This window comes from Bartonella senegalensis OS02, assembly GCF_000312545.1.
Classification (GTDB): Bacteria; Pseudomonadota; Alphaproteobacteria; order Rhizobiales; family Rhizobiaceae; genus Bartonella; species Bartonella senegalensis.
Genome location: NZ_HE997540.1, coordinates 967,303 through 989,413 on the forward strand (window position 1 = coordinate 967,303; position 22,111 = coordinate 989,413).

20 protein-coding genes are annotated in these 22,111 nt (G+C 40.4%); 12 read left to right on the forward strand and 8 right to left on the reverse strand.

Annotated features, from left to right (window positions below; all coding sequences use genetic code 11):
* Nucleotides 1-1,948: 1,948 nt before the first annotated feature.
* Complete coding sequence (gene rpmE, locus BN200_RS03820; protein ID WP_019221146.1) at nt 1,949-2,170, reverse strand: 50S ribosomal protein L31; 222 nt, start codon at nt 2,168-2,170, stop codon at nt 1,949-1,951.
* A gap of 185 nt (nt 2,171-2,355) precedes the next feature.
* Here rpmE and BN200_RS03825 point away from each other — a divergent pair, with 185 nt between their 5' ends.
* Nucleotides 2,356-4,146, forward strand: coding sequence for an ABC transporter transmembrane domain-containing protein (locus tag BN200_RS03825; RefSeq protein WP_019221147.1), 1,791 nt, complete (start codon nt 2,356-2,358; stop codon nt 4,144-4,146).
* 720 nt (nt 4,147-4,866) lie between these two features.
* Here BN200_RS03825 and BN200_RS03835 read toward each other — a convergent pair.
* The 7 genes from BN200_RS03835 to BN200_RS03860 form a co-directional block, all read right to left on the reverse strand.
* A complete protein-coding gene (locus BN200_RS03835) occupies nt 4,867-5,658 on the reverse strand; it encodes an inositol monophosphatase family protein (RefSeq protein WP_019221149.1) in 792 nt (263 codons plus the stop codon).
* A 10-nt stretch (nt 5,659-5,668) separates the two neighbouring features.
* Nucleotides 5,669-6,244 (reverse strand): elongation factor P, encoded by a 576-nt coding sequence (efp, locus tag BN200_RS03840; protein WP_019221150.1) that lies wholly within the window; start codon nt 6,242-6,244, stop codon nt 5,669-5,671.
* Between the two features lie 244 nt (nt 6,245-6,488).
* The gene (locus BN200_RS03845) at nt 6,489-7,532 is read right to left on the reverse strand and encodes a tetratricopeptide repeat protein (protein WP_019221151.1); all 1,044 of its coding nucleotides are present in this window, start codon (nt 7,530-7,532) and stop codon (nt 6,489-6,491) included.
* Nucleotides 7,533-7,871: 339 nt separating this feature from the next.
* On the reverse strand, nt 7,872-8,270 hold the full coding sequence (locus tag BN200_RS03850) for a helix-turn-helix domain-containing protein (RefSeq protein ID WP_019221152.1): 399 nt from the start codon (nt 8,268-8,270) through the stop codon (nt 7,872-7,874).
* 226 nt (nt 8,271-8,496) lie between these two features.
* Nucleotides 8,497-8,820 (reverse strand): TIR domain-containing protein, encoded by a 324-nt coding sequence (locus BN200_RS09965; RefSeq protein ID WP_341871743.1) that lies wholly within the window; start codon nt 8,818-8,820, stop codon nt 8,497-8,499.
* Nucleotides 8,802-9,242 carry a hypothetical protein gene (locus BN200_RS09970; RefSeq protein WP_341871741.1) on the reverse strand — a complete coding sequence of 147 codons (441 nt, stop codon included), beginning with the start codon at nt 9,240-9,242 and terminating at the stop codon, nt 8,802-8,804. Before BN200_RS09970 ends, BN200_RS09965 begins: the two co-directional genes overlap by 19 nt.
* A gap of 347 nt (nt 9,243-9,589) precedes the next feature.
* Nucleotides 9,590-10,252 carry a thiamine phosphate synthase gene (locus tag BN200_RS03860; protein ID WP_019221153.1) on the reverse strand — a complete coding sequence of 221 codons (663 nt, stop codon included), beginning with the start codon at nt 10,250-10,252 and terminating at the stop codon, nt 9,590-9,592.
* A 100-nt stretch (nt 10,253-10,352) separates the two neighbouring features.
* Between BN200_RS03860 and BN200_RS03865 the strand changes: the two genes are divergently transcribed.
* From BN200_RS03865 to BN200_RS10075, 11 genes are all read left to right on the forward strand, one after another.
* Nucleotides 10,353-11,498, forward strand: coding sequence for an OpgC family protein (locus BN200_RS03865; RefSeq protein WP_019221154.1), 1,146 nt, complete (start codon nt 10,353-10,355; stop codon nt 11,496-11,498).
* Nucleotides 11,499-11,661: 163 nt separating this feature from the next.
* Nucleotides 11,662-12,180, forward strand: a complete 519-nt coding sequence (locus tag BN200_RS03870) for a DUF1465 family protein (RefSeq protein ID WP_019221155.1) — start codon at nt 11,662-11,664, stop codon at nt 12,178-12,180.
* Nucleotides 12,181-13,068: 888 nt separating this feature from the next.
* Nucleotides 13,069-13,578: a crossover junction endodeoxyribonuclease RuvC gene (gene ruvC, locus BN200_RS03875; protein WP_019221157.1), complete on the forward strand. Its 510-nt coding sequence runs from the start codon at nt 13,069-13,071 to the stop codon at nt 13,576-13,578.
* Nucleotides 13,575-14,192, forward strand: coding sequence for a Holliday junction branch migration protein RuvA (gene ruvA / locus BN200_RS03880; protein ID WP_019221158.1), 618 nt, complete (start codon nt 13,575-13,577; stop codon nt 14,190-14,192). Before ruvC ends, ruvA begins: the two co-directional genes overlap by 4 nt.
* 12 nt (nt 14,193-14,204) lie before the next feature.
* Nucleotides 14,205-15,299, forward strand: a complete 1,095-nt coding sequence (ruvB, locus tag BN200_RS03885; RefSeq protein ID WP_019221159.1) for a Holliday junction branch migration DNA helicase RuvB — start codon at nt 14,205-14,207, stop codon at nt 15,297-15,299.
* A 218-nt stretch (nt 15,300-15,517) separates the two neighbouring features.
* Complete coding sequence (ybgC, locus tag BN200_RS03890) at nt 15,518-15,955, forward strand: tol-pal system-associated acyl-CoA thioesterase (RefSeq protein WP_019221160.1); 438 nt, start codon at nt 15,518-15,520, stop codon at nt 15,953-15,955.
* 156 nt (nt 15,956-16,111) lie between these two features.
* Nucleotides 16,112-16,825, forward strand: coding sequence for a protein TolQ (gene tolQ / locus BN200_RS03895; protein WP_019221162.1), 714 nt, complete (start codon nt 16,112-16,114; stop codon nt 16,823-16,825).
* A gap of 13 nt (nt 16,826-16,838) precedes the next feature.
* A complete protein-coding gene (gene tolR, locus BN200_RS03900) occupies nt 16,839-17,291 on the forward strand; it encodes a protein TolR (RefSeq protein WP_019221163.1) in 453 nt (150 codons plus the stop codon).
* 78 nt (nt 17,292-17,369) lie between these two features.
* The gene (locus BN200_RS03905; protein ID WP_034988929.1) at nt 17,370-19,010 is read left to right on the forward strand and encodes a hypothetical protein; all 1,641 of its coding nucleotides are present in this window, start codon (nt 17,370-17,372) and stop codon (nt 19,008-19,010) included.
* A gap of 67 nt (nt 19,011-19,077) precedes the next feature.
* Nucleotides 19,078-20,406 (forward strand): Tol-Pal system beta propeller repeat protein TolB, encoded by a 1,329-nt coding sequence (tolB, locus tag BN200_RS03910; protein ID WP_195886762.1) that lies wholly within the window; start codon nt 19,078-19,080, stop codon nt 20,404-20,406.
* A gap of 1,333 nt (nt 20,407-21,739) precedes the next feature.
* Entirely contained in the window at nt 21,740-21,880 is a 141-nt protein-coding gene (locus tag BN200_RS10075) for a DUF7146 domain-containing protein (protein ID WP_425277064.1), read from the forward strand.
* The last annotated feature ends 231 nt before the right edge of the window (nt 21,881-22,111 follow it).

The following is a 22,111-nucleotide window of genomic DNA, read 5'->3' on the forward strand; positions in this document are numbered from 1 at the left end:
GGCTTGCATGTTACAAGAGAGGTTGACTGTGGAGAAAAACATACTTTGAGAAAAGAGTAAAATGCCTCTTATCAAATATCTTAATGCAAGGGTTGCAACATTGCGAGTAGGCCAGAGAGAAAAGATGGTGCTGGCTCGTTCCTTCATAAGTGTAAAGATGGTTTTGCTCCGTGGATGCAAGACAGTGATAGAGATGTAAGGAGCAGTGCCTTTTTGCTTGTGGGCGTTTGATGTCCTGAGAATGCCTTAAAAAATCTCTCCTCTCGCACTGATTTTGGCTCTTATATTCTTTTGGCACTGGCAATAGGTGGTTTTAACCTTGCTGAGGAGGGGTGTTATAATGGATCTCAACGGGACAGAGTGTTTGTTAAGACAGAGTAAACAGTTTTGTGCAGCAGGCGAAATACTAAATAGAGCACAAATTCATTACACAATGGTGCAGACAGCTGTTTTCTTTTCTGCTTTATTCGGCTAGTGAGCACTGACACTTACCTTTGTTCAAGCTGTAAAACCTAAGGTGTAAAAAGGCAAATCTCTCACAACCTTTGTTACCACTTTTAGAGTCTTGCTTTTGCATTTATAATGGTTCATGATTTGTCTCTTCTATCCGTTCTCAAACTGATTTTCAAATTATAGAGAAAATCTTCTATTGAAGCTCTTTTTTATGGACATATTCCTTATGAAAGAATTCGCTTTAGAGTCGTATTTTCAATGTTGTATTTTTATAATTCCTTTTGATTGATTAAGGCGTTATGAGAGTTCAACCTTGATCTGTCAGGCGGTTGTTTTTTTGATTTCATAAGTAAGAATGTTTAAAATAACAAAATAGAACAGTCTCAAGAAAACTGATTTCAAGGGTAGTAAAGAGGCGCTCTATATTTAATCATTCTGTATTGCTTTATCTGAAGGGTTGGCTTGAATCCCAAAGAGCAAGAATTCTCTAGACGATGAAAGAGGTTTTATAGGCTCAAAAGATTTTTGTGAAATGCGTGTAGTGAACGGTAATCCAGATCTATGATCCAGTGTGTGCTATATGGGCACTATAATGGAGTTCGATATTGAACGAGAGCTGTGGTGAAGAGAAAATTTACCTCTTTTGCGGATGCATAAAGCAGAACTGTACAGACTTAATTTAAGATCTTACCATAAATAGCGCTTACAATGATAATTCTCAAAATGTCTATGGGGGTAGTTTGGAGGAGAGCTATCATCACCAGAAAGAGACTTTTATTTACATTTCATAAGCACAAATTTGTAAGTCTTATGTATGTTTGTAAACAGTTTTGCATGATAACCCTTCTGCAAAAGCAAAAAAAAGCTCTGCTGATTGCACAGAGAAGTTTGTGGATAAAATTATATTTTATTGTTTGAAAAATTATAGCTTGTAGTGCTTTCATTCTCAATATATTTTTCTAAAGTCGAAATTCCAAGGTCTAAAACAGATTATCTGCCTGTACTGCGCAATTTTCTTGCCGGAATTTTTATGATTTTGTTTGCAGACTTTTTGTCCGTTACAAAGCTTTTTTATCTGTCATAATCAGAAAAAAATTCCATGCCAAGATGAGCAAAACGATTTTTAAATGTAGAAATATGATGATATTACCCAGCAAATTCGCGATCCGTCTGCTCGCTTCTATTGTTTCAGGCTCATACTCTTGGATCAATCTCCAGATTAAGCATGTTACCTTCTTTTCTTTATAATTCCTGTTTACCTAAGCGTAATCGCTGTGCATTTTTGTTGTGACAGTAAAAAACCCCGCTTTAATTTAAAGCGGGGTGTCTCATTTTTTACTCTTTTTACTAAAACTCTCAATTATAAAAGTTTTCAGGTTGCATCATCTTCACAGTCTAAAACAAATCAACTGCTTTCACGCTGTAACACGCTTATCAAAAATAACGTATCACTCTGTTGGCAAGCACTTTATTTTTCATAACCAGAAAAAAGCTTTTACATGCCCAAATTACCAAAACGATTTTTAAATTTAGAAATACGACCACCATGGTCGACCAATGTTTGAGATCCACCTGTCCAAGCCGGATGGGTTTTGGGGTCAATATCCAAATTAAGGACGTCACCTTCTTTACCCCAAGTAGAGCGCGTCGTATATTGGGTGCCATCCGTCATAACAACGGTAATCCTGTGATAGTTGGGATGAATATTGGCTTTCATGTGGCAAACTTTCTACTTTCATAAAAGGAAATGGAACTTGCTCACTTTTTAAGTGCGCTCGCTTTGTCTTTTTGATAAATTGATTAAAGTGTCTTCTATATAACTGAGCACGCTTTAAAAAACAAGTGTTCAAATGCATTATCGTATCAAGAGTTATAAACAATCTTATAAGTGAGCGAAGCCCTATGAATCTTTTTAATCATTCCGAAAAATCTACAAAATTTTCTTATACAAAGCCTTCATTCTCTTCGCTTGCAACTTTCGCTCCTTATCTTGTGCGCTATCGTTGGTTGTTTGTTTTTGCCTTTCTTGCTTTGTCTGTTGCGGCTCTTGTCACCCTTGCTTTGCCTATTGCTATCCGCCAAATGCTTGATCATGGCTTTTCTCCTGCAAGTCACGGCCGGATTAATTTTTACTTCGCTGTTTTGTTTGTCTTAGCCTTGCTGCTTGCATTTGCTTCCGCTTGCCGTTATTATTGCGTTATCACTTTGGGAGAGCGGATTGTTGCCGATTTACGGCGCGATGTCTTTATGCATATTATGAAACTTTCTCCTGCTTTTTTTGACCGTTCCCATTCTGGTGAACTTGTTTCACGGCTTTTAACAGATACGACTCAAATAAAATTGGCTGTCGGTTCAACTGCTTCTACGGCTTTGCGTCATCTCATCGTGGTGATCGGCGCAATCGTCATGATGGTTATTACCAATGCTAAATTGTCTTCCCTTGTTTTGCTTGCTATTCCTTTTGTGGCTATTCCGTTAGTTGTCTTTGGGCGCAAGGTTCGGACACGGACACGCGCTGCGCAAGATCGTATCGCAGATGCCAATGCTTTAGCAACCGAACAGGTCAGTGCCATTCGCACTGTGCAAGCCTTTACCGCTGAAAAACTTGTTTCTATACGTTTTGCACAGTTGGTAGAACGTGCTTTTCAGACAGCTCGCGCTTCCGTAATCTTGCGTTCCTTTTTTACCGGTTTTGCAATTTTTCTGGTTTTTGGCAGTGTGGTTGCTGTGTTATGGATTGGATCGCGAGATGTTTTGAGTGGCACTATGACGGGTGGGGCATTGGGGCAATTCGTGCTCTATGCAATTTTTGGGGCTTCTACTTTTGCACAATTATCAGAATTGGGTGCAGAATTAATCCAAGCAGCAGGGGCTGCTGAACGGCTTGCTGAATTATTGCAAGAACAACCTACTCTTTTAGCTCCAAAAGTTCCTGAACCTTTAGCAAAACCTGTTCAAGGGGCTCTTGTTTTTGATCAGGTTGATTTTACTTATCCTTCTAGACCACAAGAGAAGATTTTGCACTCTCTTTCCTTTTCTATCAAAGCAGGAGAAACGGTTGCTTTTGTTGGCGCTTCAGGTGCTGGAAAAAGTACACTCTTTTCTTTGATCCTTCGTTTTTACGATCCAACAAGTGGGAAAATTCGCTTTGATGGCGTGGAAATCAATCGTCTCTCTCTACAAGATTTACGTGGTGCAATCTCCTATGTTCCGCAAGATGTTGCCATTTTTGACGCTACTTTACGCGATAATATTGTTTTTGATACCGAAAATGTCGCTGAAGAGCAAATCATTGATGCTGCTAAAGCAGCAAACGCACTTGAGTTTATTGAAGCCTTACCAGATGGTTTGGATACAGAAGTGGGAGAACATGGTACTCTGCTTTCTGGTGGACAAAAACAGCGCATTGGTATTGCGCGCGCGATTTTAAGAAATGCACCCCTGTTACTGCTTGATGAAGCAACATCTGCTTTAGATGCAAACAGTGAAAAATTGGTGCAAGATGCTTTAGAAGGATTAATGCAAAATCGAACAACATTGGTGATTGCTCACCGTTTGGCAACAATTTTAAAAGCTGATCGTATTCTCGTGATGGAGAAAGGCGCTCTTGTTGAAGAAGGAACCCATGCAGAACTCGTTGCACAAAACGGCGTTTATGCGTATTTAGCCAAATTGCAATTTTCACCGGAATAATCATTTGAATAAATTGTTATGATAAAGCTGTAAAATGCGATTATCGTGGCAATCATCATTGATTGATCAGTGCTTTGAAGAGTTCTTATTATGAGAAGATAAAGGCAATAAGGGTTACAGGTTCGTTTCTTAAACCTTTGAACAGAATTCGCATTCTTATGTATAATGCTAATGACTCATTTTACCAACATATTCTTTTATTAGGATAAATCATCGCTTTGCGATTTGAATCGGAACTTTGAATATAAGAGAGCTCTCTCATCACAAGTTCTCTGCCCTATTGCACCAATTAAATGACTTTATTTGCTTATCACAAACGGGGGTGGCGTGTGGGTAAAAACTGTTAAAGACAAGGAATAAAATGCCTCTTATAATCGTCTTTAGTGCCAAGGACTGGTGCATTGGGGAGAAAATAATGGTGATGCCGGCTTGCGATATAGAGAGGTTCTCTTGAAAAAGGCAAGGAACTAAATTCTTGTTTCAGGTGTGGTTCCTGCTTTTGTAGAGTTTGGTTATGATTGGTGGCTCTTTTATTTCGTTTCTCCCCTTGTTTGCAGGGGAATTGAGAAAAAAGCTGTATCAATAATATTTGCTAAGCTGTTTTGCAGGGCTTTCTTTGGGGAGTATTTGAAACGCGCGTTTATTGTTTGTGGTGATGCTTTTTGCTTGTCTCTCTAAGGGCTTTTTAACGCTACCCGCTTTTTAAAAAAGACTATAGGTTTAAAGACCTTTTTTGAGGGTTCTTTCTAATTTGATGCGAATGTGATCATTGCCAGCAATGATATTTTTTTTGCGAAAGATATCGTTGCCGCCTTCCTTATCCGTAACAAAACCACCTGCTTCACGAACCATTAGTATTCCAGCAGCCATATCCCAAATTTGCAGGTTATCTTCCCAAAAGCCATCGGTTCTTCCAGCTGCAACATAAGCTAAATCAAGAGCAGCAGCTCCAAATCGACGAATGCCAGAAACTTCAGCCATCACATTGCGCAATTCAATAAGATAGGTTCCATGACCTGGACGCCCCAAATGGGGCATGCCCGTGGCAATGACACAATCTTCTAATCTTCGCCGTGCAGAAACACGACAGCGACGGTCATTAAAGAAAGCACCACTCCCACGTTCAGCGGTAAAGAGCTCATCACTAATAGGGTTATAAATAACACCAGCAACGATTTTGCCTTGACTTTCTAAAGCAATGGAAACAGCAAAAAAAGGAATGCCATGAAGAAAATTTGTCGTGCCATCTAAAGGATCAACAATAAAACGATGTTGAGAATCCTCACCAATAATTTCCTCAGATTCTTCCATCAGAAAACCAAATTTTGGTCGTGCTCTGCTTAATTCATTGAAAATAATTTTCTCTGCTTTACGATCCGCTTGGCTTACGTAATCGGATGGTCCTTTTAAAGACACCTGTAGATTTTGCACTTCCCCATAATCGCGCACTAAAGAGCGTCCTGCTTTCATGGCGGCTTGCACCATGACATTCATGATTGCAGACTGCGGCATCTTTTATCCCTTATTTATCCTTTTCATTTGCACGACGTACATAAATCAATTCGTTGGTGTCAACAATGATACGTTCACCGGCATTTATAAAAGGGGGTACAAGAATACGAATACCATTTTCAAGAATGGCAGGCTTATAAGAGGCTGTCACTGTTTGACCTTTGAGAGCAGGATCAGCCTCTACAATCGTCACACTCACCTGATCAGGAAGCGATATGCCAATCGGCTTTTCTTGATAAAGTTCAACAGTTACTGTCATCCCATCTTGGAGAAAAGCAGCGCGTTCCCCAACAAAATCTTTTTGTAATTCAAGGTGTTCATAGGATTGCGAATCCATAAAAATCAAAGCATCACCTTGTTGATAAAGGAAAGTAAAATCCTTTTGTTCAAGGCGTACCCTTTCAACCGTTTCGGCAGCACGAAAGCGCTCATTGAGTTTTGTACCATCTATCAAATTTTTCATTTCAACTTGATTAAATGCGCCACCTTTTCCTGGTTTTACAGCATTGCATTTTACAGCAACCCACAAGCTTCCTTGATGTTCAATCACATTCCCAGGTCGAATTTCATTGCCATTAATTTTCATTGTCTCTATCCAATTCCATTCTTGCAAAAAGCGCTCTTTTTACCTTTGAGAGAGAGCATTTATCATCTTTGCAGAGAGAAAAGCCTAAAAAGTACTGCTAAAAAGAGTGTTTATGTAGTCTTGCTTTTCAACCTTTGCAAGACCATAAAAAGTGCTCAGACGCAAGGATTTTAAAAATTTGCACAAAGATTTTTGTGGGAATTTATGGATTTAAAGCAAAAAATACTATTTTCTCAAGCTTGTGTTAAAAAATAGGCAGAAGATTTATGATTTCTTTGCGTGCTTCCTCCAGCTGGGCAGAGTCCATACCGTCAAGCATCATTTCAAGATCAGGGGCTTGTATTTTTGCATGTTTTGCAAGCATATACCATGCTGCTGCTTTTACTATATCACCTTTTGTTCCTATGCCATCGCGATAAAGCCTGGCAAGAGAAACCTGTGCTGGAGCGATCATATTGGTGGCATTGCTTAAAAGCAGACGAAAAGCACGTTGAAAATCCGTTTCTCCTCCACGGCCTTGTACAAGCCATTGTGCCAAAAGAATTTGCGCTTCAAGATGTTTATTTTGTGCAGCAACTTCCATAAGTCTGCGGGCATTACGATCATCCTTTGGTCGTGTTAACGTCCCTAGGGAAAGAATTTTTGCCGCAGCAAAAGCCGCTTCAGCATCACCAAGGGCTGCACCTTTTAAAAACCATTTTAGTGCTTGATCTATTGCTTCGTTTTCTTGGTTTTGGGAAAAAACTCCTGCAAGAGCCTGTTTCTCACGCGAGGCTTTATAAAGAAGCAATTGTCCATAATAATAATAAGCTTCTTTTACGCCTGTATCTACAGATTTTCGAATAAATTCCTCACCAAGTTTTTGGTTTTGTGCAATAAAATTACCATCAAATAACATAAGTCCATAGCGCAATTGCGCTTGTGGTTCACCTTGTTTTGCGGCACGCCCAAACCACAAAGCAGCGCGCGCACCGTCAATAGGAACAGCACATCCTTCCATATAAATCCGAGCAACCAGAGTTTGTGCAAAGGGATCATTTTGTTCAGCACGCCTGAGCGCTTCACGGAAGGCTTTCAAATAATAGCCTTGCACATAATAGTCGTAAGCTTGATCATATTGTCCAGCTTGTAGGGGTTGGAAAGGTTTGTTAATGTTTGCAGGATCTTGAATGGTATTGAGAGAATGTTCAAGATTTGAGGATTCTTCAGCCTTTCCAGTAGAATTTGCAACAGAAAGTGCAAACCAAATCATTCCCATGGTGAGCAGTCTGATGCTTCTTTTGATCATGGATGTCTCCTCCTCGTCACAGCTTAAGAGTTTTCACATTTTTCTTTTATGATTTCAAGCAGCATTAAAGAATTATCATCTTTAAACGACAATAAATGCACATATGGTTTTTATTCTCCTCATCACAATTTGCAAAATTGCTTCTTGCTGGTTGTGGGAGGAATTTTTGTCCTTTAAAAAATGGAGGAGGTTAAAACAGATCTTTAAGCATTTATAGTAGCCTTCTTTAAGAACAGATCATTGAAGATCAAAAAGCGTCCACAACACATAAAAGGGTGCTCTTTTAAAAAAGACGCGTGCATGCGGAGAAACAGAGAATGGAACACCTTATGCATGCTGTTAAAAGTTTTCACTCTGATCAGAAATCAACCACAAAATTGCCTTCTGTTTTCTAGGTTTGAGTTCTCTAAAACTTTTCAAAAGGAAGTATTCTTCTCTGCTGGATGCGACTTCATCATGCTGGTATGCAGGGTGTGGTTTTGTTACAAGATCAGCATAAAAAAAGGCAATAGGAACATTCAAGAGATCGGCAATTTCCTTTAAATGCCCCGCGCTCACACGATTTAATCCTGTTTCATATTTTTGAATTTGTTGAGAGCTTACACCTAATAGATTAGCTAATTGTTTTTGAGACATTTTCAGCATTTTTCGCTGAAAGCAAATTTTTTTGCCAACGAATTTATCAATGAAAATGTCGTTACGAAGATTTTTGGCTTGATGAAGATTTTTACCCTGCATTTCCCCCGCCCGGTTGCGAGCGCCCTCGCATGAGTATTCCGGGAGTAACAAGTACTGAATCCGAGTCAGCTTTTTTGCTTTTAGTGCTTATAAAACACCTGGACATAGCAAAAATCCTGGAATTTTGAGATCCGCCTCGCTGTTTGACGCATTGGTCTTGTTTGCTAAAGAAAATTGGAGGCAAACGGTATGCGTTTTAAAAAGGAAAGATAAGCGTTATAAAAATTTAATGTGATGCAAGGGCAAGTTTTTTTGCATCTATAGTGAATCCAGCTTCACATAATCGATCAGCAAGTTTTAGCATCGCTTCTGTTACGCATTTATCAAAAGAAAGGTAGTAAACTCCACGAATATCTGAAGGGATTTCAACGCCTTTTTTTTGCACAATAGCAATTCTCTCAAGAGGAAGAACGGCGGCTAACATGCCCATTTCGAGAATAACATTTTGTCGTGCACGGGGTTGGGCTGTTTTTTCACCCTCAGATTTAGCATAGCCTATGTCATCAGGAGTCAGCAGTACAATACCAAATCCTATAGAATCGTTACAAATTTCTTTTTTAAAGTTTCAATGATGGGTAAACCGTTACCGCCAGTATTTTGTAAAATATATAGTTCGAGCTCAAGTCTGCGAAGAGAAAGTTCAAGATCTTTTAAAGTGACATGATCATGTCCGTGAACGATAAAGATTTTTTTATTTGAGGTATTCGAAAAGATTTTTGGGGAAGGAGTCTTTGAATTTTGTGCTATAGGCTTCGCTAAATCTTCTTTTAGCTTTTTTGCCGCGGAGTCTTTACCTCGAAAGCTGAGTGTTCCTGTTTTTTCAAACCAAATAATGACTCCTCCACCGAAAGTTTTGATCTGATATGTTCCAGGGGATTGATGTGGTAGAAGTTTAGCTTCTATAATGTCATACTCAGCTTCGCAAATTGTCTTTTGAAGATCTTCAAACGTTCCTCTGTATTTATATTCCATTTTTATGTCCCCTTCATATCTCTATCATTCGTTGTTGGTATTGATAACCAATCTTAACAATGATGAGTTTCCCCAATCATAATGGCTTCTTTTTATAAGGCATTGAACTAGAAAGTTTTTATGATATTTTTCTCTATATATTATGTAAGAAAAAGATGCTAGCTTTTTCATCTCATTTGATTGAAATTATTAAGCAGTTTTATTGAGTGAGATGGCAATCTGATTGAATTATGAATAAAAGAAACAAATTTTTATCCACTTTATATATCGTTATGCGCTCTATATGAAACACGAGGCTTACCAATGTATTGAGATTTGACACTGTATTTATGAATTCTCTTCCTATGTTACAAGGGGGCGTTTTCACATTTTTCTTGCATCATTTTAAGCAGGCTCAAAGGATTATCGCTCCCCAAAATGACTTCTTCTACAGCTATAAATTCACAGGCGGTCTTTAGCACTTCGCCAAAGGTTGCAAAATCGCTTCCTGCTTGAATAATGGCAGGAATTTCCATAATTTCTGCCCACCACCCTGCAAGTTGCAAATTGCGAGGGTGCGCATGCGGTTTTTTATCAGCACCTAATTTGCCAAAAAATAGATAGTCAACACCTGCTTCTCCAGAAACCATCGCACAATGGCGATTGCGAATATTGCCAAAGCCTATGATCTTTTCTGATTTTTTCTGATTATTAAGAAGTTCAAGAGCTTTAAGATCACCTTCTATATGTACACCATCAGCTTTTATGCGTCCAGCAATGCGACTGTCACCAGAAATGAGAAGAGCAGCACCGTTACTTTGAATATCTTGCGCATAGAGTTGTGCTTGTTTTTGTAAAAAAAACGCATCATCTTGCACCCCTTGAGAATCATAGAGAATAATGCACGCAAAGGACTTCGTTTGTAAAATTTGGCGTAAAAGAGTGGGCTTTAAAGTACGCTGAACATCTAATGTTAAAACCAATTGCGGAAAAGGAGCCTGTTCAACGGGTTTACTCTTTTGTTTTGTCATATAAAATCCTTTACTCTGAAAAAGAAACTTGACACTGAATGAGTTAACTTTGCATTCTGCTCTGAGAGAGGAATGGTTTTGTAACTTTTGGGGGACCGTTATGGCATGCCAAACTGTTTTAAAGCATAATATACATCCTTTTCGTCGTGATACACGCATCGATGTTTTTCGTTCTTTAGCTTTGTTGACAATTTTCATCAATCATATTCCTGGAACTCTCTATGAATACATAACACATAGAAACTTCGGTTTTTCTGATTCAGCAGAAGTGTTTGTTTTGCTTTCGGGGGTTGCTCTTGGACTCAGTTTTCATACACGCTTACAGCAGAAGTCTTTTACCTTCATTATGCGTAAACTTTGGCGCAGAGCTTTGCAACTCTATGCCGCATATCTCTTTACAACCTTTGTAACGTTAAGCCTTTTTTTAGCAGCCTTTTATTTATGGAAAACAGAGCAACTGTTATCAATGAATAATGTGGGTTTATTTTTGACACAACCCTTCCTCGCTTTTTTTAGCGCCTTAAGCTTTGGACATCAATTGGGGTATAATAATATTCTGCCCCTTTATATTGTACTCATGCTTTTTGCACCTTTTGCGCTGTATTTGAGTTGTAAACAAAAAGGACTGTTGCTGTTGGGCTCGTTCATGCTCTACATCTTCAGCGGATTTTATGAAATTGCTCCTCCTTCTTATCCATTAGAAGGAAAGTGGTTTTTGAATCCTTTGTCTTGGCAATTCCTGTTTATTATAGGATTAACGAGCAGTTTATTTCTTCAACAAGGAAAAAATATTGTCTTTCAGACTTTTTTTGTCGTTTTTGCCGCCGCGTACCTTTTGCTTTCATTGCTCTGGGTCCGTTTAGATTGGTGGGGCGTTTTGGGGTGGCTTGGCTGGTCCTCCCCCTTGCTTAATTTTAATAAAACATTTTTAAGTTTGCCCCGTCTACTCCATATCATTGCGTTAGCATTCTTTATCCTCTGTTTGCCGCGTTTGAATGCCTGGTTTCAGGTTTCAGAAAAGCATCCCTTAGCAATTTTAGGAAAACACAGTCTTCCAGTCTTTGTAACGGGGACTGTTTTTGCTATGGTAGGGCAGATTTTAAAAACAGTGATGACAACAACCTTTTTTTCCGATAGCCTCTTGATTATCAGTGGTATTGCTCTGCAATTTTCGGTCGCCTACTTTTGTGAAAAACGCCTATCAATTCATCGGTTTTCCGCAAGAAAACCTCTCCGTTTGTCATGACGCTCGATGACACGTTAACCTTAGTATAAGAAGCACATTGCGCAAAAGTTTAAAAAGAGGTACTCATTAAAAAAAGCATTCTGTTCAGCAGGAAAAGAAACTTTTTAACTTTCATTTCGTTTGAGTGTTGTAATTTTTGTGCTGATATTTGGAGTATAAAAGTGTGAGTGCCTATAAACGTCCCTATGATGAACCCATTATCATGGTTGAGCATAATGCTTTTGACAATGCTTTTAACCGCCTTTACGAAGAAACAATGGCGTTGATTGAAGAAACGGCAACTTATATTGATACGGAAGGCAAATTAGCAACACGTTCTCTCTCTGCAGAAGTTTCTGCTCTTTATGCTAAAGAGGCGATGTATTTAAGTACGAGGCTTATGCAAATCGCTTCTCAACTTCTGCTTCTTCGTGCAGAGCGTGAGGGGGAAATGTCACCAGAACAAATACAAAAAGAACTTGCCAAAGTCTCGCTTCATACACCAACGCTGAGACTAGAAAGCGTTCATTGGCAAGAATTTCCAGAAGTCTTCCGCGACTTTGTCGCTCGTTCTCTTCGTTTAGAAGCGCGCATGCAATATTTACGTAACGGCAGGGAAGGCGTTGATTCCTCTGTTTTGGAGGACGACAATCCGGTGGGTAAACAAATTGAATTGCTTAAAACAGCTTTTCGGCGCTCTTAGAAATTTTGTAGCTGTTGTTTTTTTCTCCATTCCGTTTGGGATGCTGTCTCTATGAGAGTTGATTTCGGTACAATTCCTCTATTTTCTCTGTTCCATTGTTTTATACTTTACTTTGTTAATTTTTTTTGCCTCGCCATTTTACTCAAACGCGTGAAAAGCGTAGAGCTTTATTTTAGGGCGGGGCGTTTGTTGTTAAAGGGGCTGGCGCTTTTTGAAAGGGGTTTTTGAAAGGGAAGGGCGATTCGTGTTAAGAGAATGGCACCCCTTATTTTATTGATAGGTGCATGTGCAATATTTGTGTTCTGAGAGATGTGTCTTCTTTATGTTTGCGAAGATAATTTATGTTTGCGAAGATAAAGCTGTTTTGGAGGACGATAATCTGGTGGGTAAACAAATCGAATTACTTAAAACAGCTTTTCGGCGCTCTTAGAAATTTTATAGCTGTTGTTTTTTTCTCCATTCCGTTTGGGATGCTGTCTCTATGAGAGTTGATTTCGGTACAATTCCTCTATTTTCTCTGTTCCATTGTTTTATACTTTACTTTGTTAATTTTTTTTGCCTCGCCATTTTACTCAAACGCGTGAAAAGCGTAGAGCTTTATTTTAGGGCGGGGCGTTTGTTATTAAAGGGGCTGGCGCTTTTTGAAGGGAGGCTTTTGAAGGGAAGGGCGGTTGGCATTGAGCGAATGGGTTCTTCTTTTTTGTTCAGAAGCGTGCATGCAAGATTTGCGCACCTATAGGGAAGGCGTCTCTTCCCTTGTTGTCGAAGACGACAGTGTCTCGAAGGACGACAATCGCGTGGGCAGACAAATCGGATTCTATCCTTCTTTCGTGTTCTTTGCTTTCGTGCATCTGTTCAAATACGCAAAAAGTGTATAAACTTCGCTCTATGGCAGAGACGATTCGTATTATAGGCATTGATCCCGGGTTACGGCGAACAGGATGGGGGGTTATCGATTTTTCTGGCAATCGTCTTCAATTTGTTGCAGCAGGTACGCTTTCTTCTGATGCGCGCTGCGACGTCGCTTCTAGACTCTCTCAGCTTTACAAAGGGCTGGTAGATGTTTTGCATCGATTTATGCCTCATGAAGCCGCTGTGGAACATGTATTTGTCAACAAGGATGCTACGGCAACTTTAAAACTTGGTCAAGCACGCGCCATTGCACTTCTTGCTCCAGCGCAGGCAAATCTGCCTGTTTTTGAATATGCGCCGAACAAAGTGAAAAAATCAGTTATTGGCGTTGGTCATGGTGATAAGGAACAAATTCACATGATGGTGAAAGTTCTTCTCCCGCATGCTGAATTCGATAGCAGTGATGCTGCCGATGCGCTTGCCCTGGCCCTTTGCCATAGTAGTCATCGCATCAGTGCTGCTCATCGTGCAAGGATTATGGCATGATTGGCAAATTAAAAGGTATCCTTGAACATATCTTTGATGATCATATCATTGTGAATGTTCAGGGGGTGGGCTATGTGGTTTTTATTTCAAATCGTCTCCGTCCTTCTTTACCTGCTTTGGGTGAGAGTTTAAGTTTGTTTATTGAAACCCATGTTCGTGAAGACGCTATCCGCCTTTTTGGTTTTGTTGCGAAAGCGGAACAAGAATGGTTTTGTCTGTTGCAAAATGTGCCCGGTGTAGGAGCAAAAGTCGCTTTGGCAATTTTGGGAACTTTATCGCCAGATGAACTCGCACAGGCGATTGCCTTAAACGATATTGCAATGATTAGTCGTGCTCCAGGCGTTGGTAAAAAAGTGAGTGAAAGAATTGTGAGCGAACTGAAGAGCAAAGCTCTCCCTTTTAGTGAAAAGGTGATTCCTAGCACTCCACTGCCTCATTTGGAGGTGACCAATCAACCGACAAATGATGCACTTTCCGCTTTGATCAAACTTGGTTTTGAACGTGATCAAGCAGCCAGGGCTCTTGCTGTAGCGGTGAACAATCTTGAAGGGGAGACGCTTTCCTCTGCACTGCTTATTCGCCATAGTCTTAAATTGCTTTCTCCTCCTATTTAACGCAAGGTAACAATGCATAAAGATGAAGATCAACGCCTTTTGGATGCTGTCCCACTTCCCAATGATCCAGATCGCTCCTTAAGACCACAAGTGCTCGATGATTTTATTGGTCAAGAGGCGGCACGTGCCAATTTAAAAATATTTATTGAAGCGGCAAAAGCGCGTCAACAAGCACTCGACCATGTTTTGTTTGTAGGACCACCCGGTTTGGGCAAAACAACGCTTTCACAAATTATGGCCAAAGAATTAGGAGTTAATTTTCGCTCTACCTCGGGTCCTGTTATCGCTAAGGCGGGAGATTTGGCAGCTCTCTTAACCAATCTAGAAGAGCGCGATGTTTTATTTATTGATGAAATTCATCGTTTAAGTCCCGCTATTGAAGAAATTCTTTATCCAGCCATGGAAGATTATCAGCTTGATCTTATTATTGGTGAGGGACCAGCTGCACGTTCGGTGAAAATTGATCTTGCTAAATTCACTTTGGTGGCGGCAACCACGCGTTTGGGACTTTTAACCACGCCTTTGCGAGATCGTTTTGGTATCCCCATTCGATTGAATTTTTATACTATAGAGGAATTGGAGTATATCGTTCAGCGGAATGCTCGGCTTTTTTCGGTACAGATCAGTGAGGATGGAGCTCATGAAATTGCACGCCGAGCACGCGGTACTCCACGGATTGCTGGACGACTTTTACGGCGGGTCTGTGATTTTGCTCTCGTCAAAAGGGCAAAAAAAATTGACCGAAAAATTGCTGATGAAGCACTGTCTCGTCTGGAAGTTGATCATCTCGGGCTCGATCCACTTGACCGTCGTTATTTGTTGCTGATTGCACAAACTTTTTTAGGTGGTCCAGTGGGGATTGAAACCATTGCTGCTGCTCTTTCAGAACCGCGGGATGCTATTGAAGATATTATTGAACCCTATCTTCTCCAACAAGGTTTTATTCAGCGAACTGCCCGCGGGAGAATTCTGCATCAAAAAGCTTGGAGCCATTTGAGGCTTTGTGCCCCAGCTTCCACGGTTTCAACACAAAAGCATCCTCAGCTGTTCGATATGCCAGAGGATGCAGCGCGCCAAACAATTTTATCGGATGATGTTGATGATTGAAATTTCCTTTTTCAAGAGTTGTCATGCATATGTTTTGCATGAGAGGATATTGTGGATTATAAGCTCCTTGTCTGCGGGCAAATTTTGCACCAAAAAGATTGGAGCCATTTGAGGCTTTGTGCTCCATCCAGTTTCCACGGTTTTAACACAAAAGCATGTTCAATTGCTCAAGACGCTCAATAATTCATTATGATAGACGACTTTATAGGATGAAGCCGATGCTGGAAAAAAAAACTAGGAGTAACCATACAAATGCTTTTCATGATTTGCAGGTTCGGGTTTATGTTGCTGATACAGATTTTTCTGGCGTAGTATACCATGCGCGTTATCTAGAATTTTTTGAACGGGGACGGTCAGAATTTTTACGGGGGACAGGGTTTAATAATAAGCTGTTCGCATCAGGTTTTGAGGGTGAAAAACTCTTTTTTGTCGTACGTCATATGGAAATCAATTTTTCTAGATCAGCACAAATCGACAATCTTTTAACCATTAAAACACGCATTAGCCGTATTCAGGGGGCACGCTTTTTTATGGAGCAATATATTTTGCGTGATGAGAGTATGTTGGTCGCAGCAAAGGTTGAAATTGCTCTCATTAATGAAGAGGGAAAACCACGGCGTTTACCGAAGGAACTTTTTTCAACAATTGCAGTTTAATTGCAGTTTAAAAGTGACCTTTGGGCAAAAAGCGGTATGATATGGGTTCTCTCTAAAAAGAAAGTGCAGTTTGTTTTGTTAAATTTAGAAACTATAAAACAATCTGTTTTATTGAATTTTAAGAAATGAAAGGGTTCATTTAGAGGGACAAAAATTATGCCGCACTTAGAACTAACAAATCTGGAAACAATTGGCATAGTGCACTTGTTTCTGCAAGCGGGTTTTACTGTCAAAGCTGTGATGATTGGATTGCTGCTAGCTTCCATATGGAGTTGGGCAATTATTTTTGATAAAATTTTGACCTATCGCAGAATATGGCGTGACATAAAACAATTTGAACGTATCTTTTGGTCAGGAAAACCGCTTGAAGACCTTTATGCAACCTGTAAAAGTCAGCGCACCAGTAGCATCTCAGCGGTTTTTATGGCCGCAATGGTGGAGTGGAAAAAATCCCTTGAAAAGGGAATCCATACATCAATAAGTCTGCAGAGCAGGATTGATAAGGCTATGGATCTTACTTTAGGGCGTGAAAGCGCAAAAATAGAAGCAAAATTAGGCTTTCTTGCTACACTTGGTTCGGCTGGTCCTTTTATCGGCCTTTTTGGAACGGTTGTTGGGATTATGGGCTCGTTTCTTTCTATCTCAGCCTCTCAAAATACCTCATTGGCCATTGTTGCACCAGGTATTGCAGAGGCCCTTTTAGCAACTGCCATTGGTTTGTTTGCTGCAATTCCAGCCGTTATTGCTTATAACAAACTGGTTAATGAAAGTGCACAGATCATTGCACAGATAGAAAACTTCGCCGATGAATTTTCGACAATTGTCTCACGGCGTATTGATGAGACGCTCACATCGCATTCATCATTATAAGAGGAGCTTGTCTATGGGGATTTCTGTTGCTTCTTCTGCTCATAAAAACAAACGCAGACGGCGTCGTTCACAGAGCAAAATGATGAGTGAGATTAACATAACACCTTTTGTTGATGTCATGCTGGTGCTGTTGATCATTTTTATGGTTTCCGCTCCACTTTTGGTGAATGGTGTTCCGCTTGATTTGCCGCGCAGTCAAGCAGGACCCGTGCGCATGGAGAGCACGCCAGTGACAGTTTCACTCGATGGGCAAGGGCGCCTCGCTCTCAATCAAGATTATTACGAAACATTTGAAGCTTTGATTGCACAGCTTAAAATGACATTTAAAACGGATTTTGAACAAAAAAAACAACGGATTTTTGTACGTGCTGCTAAAACTCTTGAATATCAAAAGGTGTTACAATTGCTCGCTGAACTGCAAAAAGCAGGTTTTTCACAGGTTGCTTTAGCAAGTCTCGCACAATAAAATTTCTTAGCAACTGTCGCTTGTTGTCTGTAAAAACAACAAACAGTGATTAAAAGTAAAAAAACGCAAGGCATGGAGATGAAAAAAGACTCTTATCATAGCATGAAACGAGGCTTGGCTTTATCTCTTGCTGTTCATGTGGTTTTTCTCACTGGCGGGGTGATTCATTTTATCAATCCCGTCTCTTTACCACAGCAATTAGAAGCAATCCCTCTCACACTTGTTCCTGTGAACGAAGAATTGGACTCTCAGCAGGGGGCTTTGAATGCTCCTGTGCGTGCAATTCCCGCCGTAAAGCCTACCACCAAACCACAAGAAAAAGAAGATGCTCATCATTTTGGAGAGGGACAGATAGATAGTTCGGCCCCTTTTAAACCAAAAGAAAAACCACGCTCCGTTGAGACAACACCTTCACCATCCGGAGAAGAGAAGGTGCCAGAAAAGTCTTTACCAGAAACAAAAGCAGAAGAAGTTCCAGAAAAACCTTTAGAAGTTGCTGAGAAAGTTGTGCCAGCACCTTCTGAAGATGTGCACCCAGAGGTTGCTGAGAAAGTTGTATCAGAGCCTTCTGAAGATGTGCGTCCAGCGGTTGCTGAGAAAGTTGTGCCAGCACCTTCTGAAGATGTGCACCCAGCGGTTGCTGAGAAAGTTGTGCCAGCACCTTCTGAAGATGTGCACCCAGCGGTTGCTGAGAAAGTTGTATCAGAACCTTCTGAAGATGTGCGCCCAGCGGTTGCTGAGAAAGTTGTACCAGCACCTTCTGAAGATGTGCGCCCAGCGGTTGCTGAGAAAGTTGTATCAGAACCTTCTGAAGATGTGCGCCCAGCGGTTGCTGAGAAAGTTGTATCAGAATCTTCTGAAGATGTGCGCCCAGCGGTTGCTGAGAAAGTTGTATCAGAACCTTCTGAAGATGTGCGCCCAGCGGTTGCTGAGAAAGTTGTATCAGAATCTTCTGAAGATGTGCGCCCAGCGGTTGCTGAGAAAGTTGTACCAGAGCCTTCTGAAGATGTGCGTCCAGCGGTTGCTGAGAAGGTTGTGCCTGAGACAGCCCCCAAAATGCATAAAAATAAAGATGAGATGTTGCCACAAGATTTAGCTCAAACGGTGCAAAAAGTCCCTGTAGAGCAGGAAGCGACAAGATCTCAACATGTTCCCAAAATTGCGCTGCCAGAAAAGTCCCCTTTCCCGCAGTTTAAACCAAAACCCGTCAAAGAATCTGCTGTGCAAAATGCACAAGCAGTGAAAAAGCACAATCAACATATGAAAGAAAAAACCATTGAAGATATTTTGGCAATGGAAGAAAATAATCTTCTCAATCGAGCACGTAGCCAAGGAGGGGGAGCAAAGCGCTCCAGCGAACCAGAGGCTTTAGGGGCAAGAAAAAATATCAATGATACTACAAAAATGGCGCAAACATTGGTCAGTATAGTTGGTGGGTGTATTCAAAAAAAGCTTAAACTTGTTGCTCTTGGTGGAGATTTAAAAAATCGTCCGGTCGTTCGTTTGCGATTTTACTTAAATCGTGAAGGAATGGTGATCGGAGATCCTATCATTGATCCTTTAAGTGGGGAACAGAGTCAACAAGCTATTATGATAAGACAGGTCTATGCAGCTGTTTTTTCATGCCAACCTTATACAGATCTGCCACGCGATCAATATGATTTGTGGGGACAGGGTTTTGATTTTAATGTTGATCCCCTTCAAGAGATAATCCGATGATATATAATATATTTTTTGCTTTATATACTGTATTTTTCGCTCTTCAGTAAAAGGATACACATCCATGATGATTATGACGACACGCACATTTTTTTCTTGGTTTATTGTCACTTGCGTTTTGTGGCTTACAAGTTTTTCATCTGTTCCTGTTCACGCTCAACTGAAAGGCACTATTTCAACGGCTGATTTTAATCCCATTCCCATTGCTGTTACGGATTTTTTTTCCAATGATTCTATTGGACACAAGATTACAGCGGTCGTTACAGCAGATCTTGAACGGTCTGGACTTTTTTTACCGCTTAATAAGGACTCCTTTTTGGAAAAAATCTCTAATCCTAACCGTCAACCCCATTTTCCTCATTGGCAAGAAATAAAAGCGCAAGGTTTGGTTACTGGGCAAGTGATCAGAGAAAACGACGGACGCTTGAGGGTTGATTTTCGCTTATGGGATGTGTTTGGACAGCGACAGCTTAAAGGACGGCGCTTTTATACAGCCACAGAACGTTGGCGGCGTGTTGCGCACATGATTGCAGATGAGATCTATAGTGAGATGACCGGAGAAAGTGGTTATTTTGATACAAAGATTGTTTTTATCGATGAAACAGGTCCCCAAAATGCACGGATCAAACGCTTGGCAATTATGGATCAAGATGGGGCTAATTTGATCTACATTTCTGATGGGAGTGAATTGGTACTGACACCGCGTTTCTCACCCAAGCGGCAAGAAATTACCTATATGGCTTATGAACAACATCAAGTGCCCCATGTTTATCTGCAACAAATTGAAATGGGACAAAGGGAGTTGATAGGTACCTTTAACAATATGACAATTGCCCCGCGTTTTTCTTCTGATGGGCAAAAAGTGATCATGAGTTTGTTGCAAAATGATGGGAGTGCAAATCTTTACACCATGGATTTACGCACACGCATGATGACGCGTCTTACCACAACCTCTGCCATTGATACGTCTGCTTCTTATTCGCCAGATGGGACAAAAATCGTCTTTTCATCTGATCGTAGTGGAAAGCCGCAAATCTACACGATGGATGCAGATGGGAGCAATCTCCAGCGTATTTCTTCAAATGAGGGCAGTTATTCTACACCCATTTGGTCTCCACGTGGTGATTATATCGCTTTTACTAAACAATTGGATGGACAATTTTCCATTGGCGTGATGCACCCTGATGGGCAAGGTGAACGAATTTTAACCACTGGTTTTCACAATGAAGGACCAACTTGGGCTCCTAATGGTCGCGTGTTAATGTTCTTTCGCAAAAATCCGGGTATGGGACCCAAAATCTACACAATTGATATTACTGGACGCAATGAACGCCAGTTGCCTACACCCAATGATGCTTCTGATCCAGCATGGTCGCCATTACTCAATGTACAATAAAAGCAGCTGTTCCATAAAAACAGCAGATCGGCAATGTGCTTGAGAAGTGTGGCATAGAGCTGAAAAGGAGGGGAGTTTGATAAGCAGTTTATTTGCATATGTGATCAGTTTTATAACATTTTTATTACGGTTTTCCGTGGGCAAGGTTTTCTTGAGAGGATTTCTATCGATAGCATTTCTTTTAGAAAAATCCCTTGGGGGAAGAGTTCTTTAGAAAAAATCCTTTCAGGAATTCTTTTCAGGTTTTTGCACTTAGATTTTTTGGTGAAAATCCTTTGTGCTCGTGTGCTTTTAAGTTAAGATTTGAGAGATAGGGTGGCGTGTTGGCAAGCTTGCCTTTTGATCTCCTTCCCGTCCTAACGGATGAAGATTCCTACCCGCGTTGGTTTGTAAAAAACAACTGTTCTTGGTAGCTTCTATTGCTGCATCCTTAATGGGATTCACGTCAGAGGCTCTATGAGCAAGCTCTGTCGTGAATATTTTTTCTTGTACTTTCAAGTTCTTTAGACAAATCCCTTGGAGAGAAGAGCTCTTTACAAAAAAATCTTTGAGAAATTCTTTTCAGGCTTTTCCACTTGGTTTTTTGGTGAAAATCCTTTGTGCTCGTGTGCTTTTAAATTAGGATTTAAAAGACAGGATGGCGTGGTGAGAACGTTGTATTTACCGTGGTAGAAAGGTTAGCAAGCGAGAAATATGACACGAGCCAAAGATTGGCGAAGGTGTTATTGTTAAGGATAAGTTTCTAATGATATCCGTTGAGATTGCAACATTTTGGCGTCATTGGGCTTTCACAGGCTAATGGCTTGCTCCCAAAATCTTTAAAATTCGATTTTTTCCTGTTAACTCGAATCAACACCTTTCTAGGTCAAAGTCAAAACTTAGGCGTTATAACGACACGGCATAAAGAATTGTTGCGTTAGGGCGTGACAAGGCTTCTCTAAAATCGTAATCGAATGGTAGCAAAATCGGTCTTGTGGGAAGTTGTAGGATAAAAATTTATGCATTTCGCACAGAGTCAAGACATGACAAATACTGTGCGGAGTGTTTGGCATGAGGCGCTTATGGGATTGTCCGCTGCACTGCTTATGATGATAGGTTGCTGCGTTTATTGCTTATCTTATGAAAAGAATGGGTGCTTTTACTTTGCTTGTTATGCCGGCTGTTCTTTTAGAGAGAGCATAACGGCTTTCAAAAGAATTGCTCTTAATCAATAAATCAGCATTTTTGGATAAGGCTTTATTATCCACATGCGCTCTTATTCAAAACGGTTGTGTTCTGATGTCAAAAAGGTAAAATAGAAAGCTAGCAAAAAAATTGATAACAAAGCCAATCTATTAAAGAAACTTTAGCAGAGGTTTATTTACGCATAAGGAGTATCCTTTGTGAATTCTCTTTTGTTTTACGTTTTCACTACAGATGTCCTTATCTATTCGGAATAATTCTGCCGGCGTTGGTTTTTCTTGTTAAGGACTAAACATTTTATCCATTGTTTTATGGAAGGCCTTTCTTTTATTTTAAAAGTGTGGGCTTTGTTATTTTTCATGGAGGTTTTTTTACAAAAAGGGGTTTAAGGGTGCAATTTTTGTCTTGACCTTTTTGGTGAGTGTTGTAGCCTCAGCACCTCAGCACCTCAGCACCTCAGCACCTCAGCACCTCAGCACCTCAGCACCTCAGCACCTCAGCACCTCAGCACCTCAGCACCTCA

Excerpts from the sequence above, each read along its gene's own strand:
- rpmE (WP_019221146.1), bottom strand. The coding sequence starts at position 2,170 with ATGAAAGCCAATATTCATCCCAACTATCACAGGATTACCGTTGTTATG.
- BN200_RS03825 (WP_019221147.1), top strand. The coding sequence starts at position 2,356 with ATGAATCTTTTTAATCATTCCGAAAAATCTACAAAATTTTCTTATACA.
- BN200_RS03835 (WP_019221149.1), bottom strand. The coding sequence starts at position 5,658 with ATGCCGCAGTCTGCAATCATGAATGTCATGGTGCAAGCCGCCATGAAA.
- efp (WP_019221150.1), bottom strand. The coding sequence starts at position 6,244 with ATGAAAATTAATGGCAATGAAATTCGACCTGGGAATGTGATTGAACAT.
- BN200_RS03845 (WP_019221151.1), bottom strand. The coding sequence starts at position 7,532 with ATGATCAAAAGAAGCATCAGACTGCTCACCATGGGAATGATTTGGTTT.
- BN200_RS03850 (WP_019221152.1), bottom strand. The coding sequence starts at position 8,270 with ATGCAGGGTAAAAATCTTCATCAAGCCAAAAATCTTCGTAACGACATT.
- BN200_RS09970 (WP_341871741.1), bottom strand. The coding sequence starts at position 9,242 with ATGGAATATAAATACAGAGGAACGTTTGAAGATCTTCAAAAGACAATT.
- BN200_RS03860 (WP_019221153.1), bottom strand. The coding sequence starts at position 10,252 with ATGACAAAACAAAAGAGTAAACCCGTTGAACAGGCTCCTTTTCCGCAA.
- BN200_RS03865 (WP_019221154.1), top strand. The coding sequence starts at position 10,353 with ATGGCATGCCAAACTGTTTTAAAGCATAATATACATCCTTTTCGTCGT.
- ruvC (WP_019221157.1), top strand. The coding sequence starts at position 13,069 with ATGGCAGAGACGATTCGTATTATAGGCATTGATCCCGGGTTACGGCGA.
- ruvA (WP_019221158.1), top strand. The coding sequence starts at position 13,575 with ATGATTGGCAAATTAAAAGGTATCCTTGAACATATCTTTGATGATCAT.
- ruvB (WP_019221159.1), top strand. The coding sequence starts at position 14,205 with ATGCATAAAGATGAAGATCAACGCCTTTTGGATGCTGTCCCACTTCCC.
- ybgC (WP_019221160.1), top strand. The coding sequence starts at position 15,518 with ATGCTGGAAAAAAAAACTAGGAGTAACCATACAAATGCTTTTCATGAT.
- tolQ (WP_019221162.1), top strand. The coding sequence starts at position 16,112 with ATGCCGCACTTAGAACTAACAAATCTGGAAACAATTGGCATAGTGCAC.
- tolR (WP_019221163.1), top strand. The coding sequence starts at position 16,839 with ATGGGGATTTCTGTTGCTTCTTCTGCTCATAAAAACAAACGCAGACGG.
- BN200_RS03905 (WP_034988929.1), top strand. The coding sequence starts at position 17,370 with ATGAAAAAAGACTCTTATCATAGCATGAAACGAGGCTTGGCTTTATCT.
- tolB (WP_195886762.1), top strand. The coding sequence starts at position 19,078 with ATGATTATGACGACACGCACATTTTTTTCTTGGTTTATTGTCACTTGC.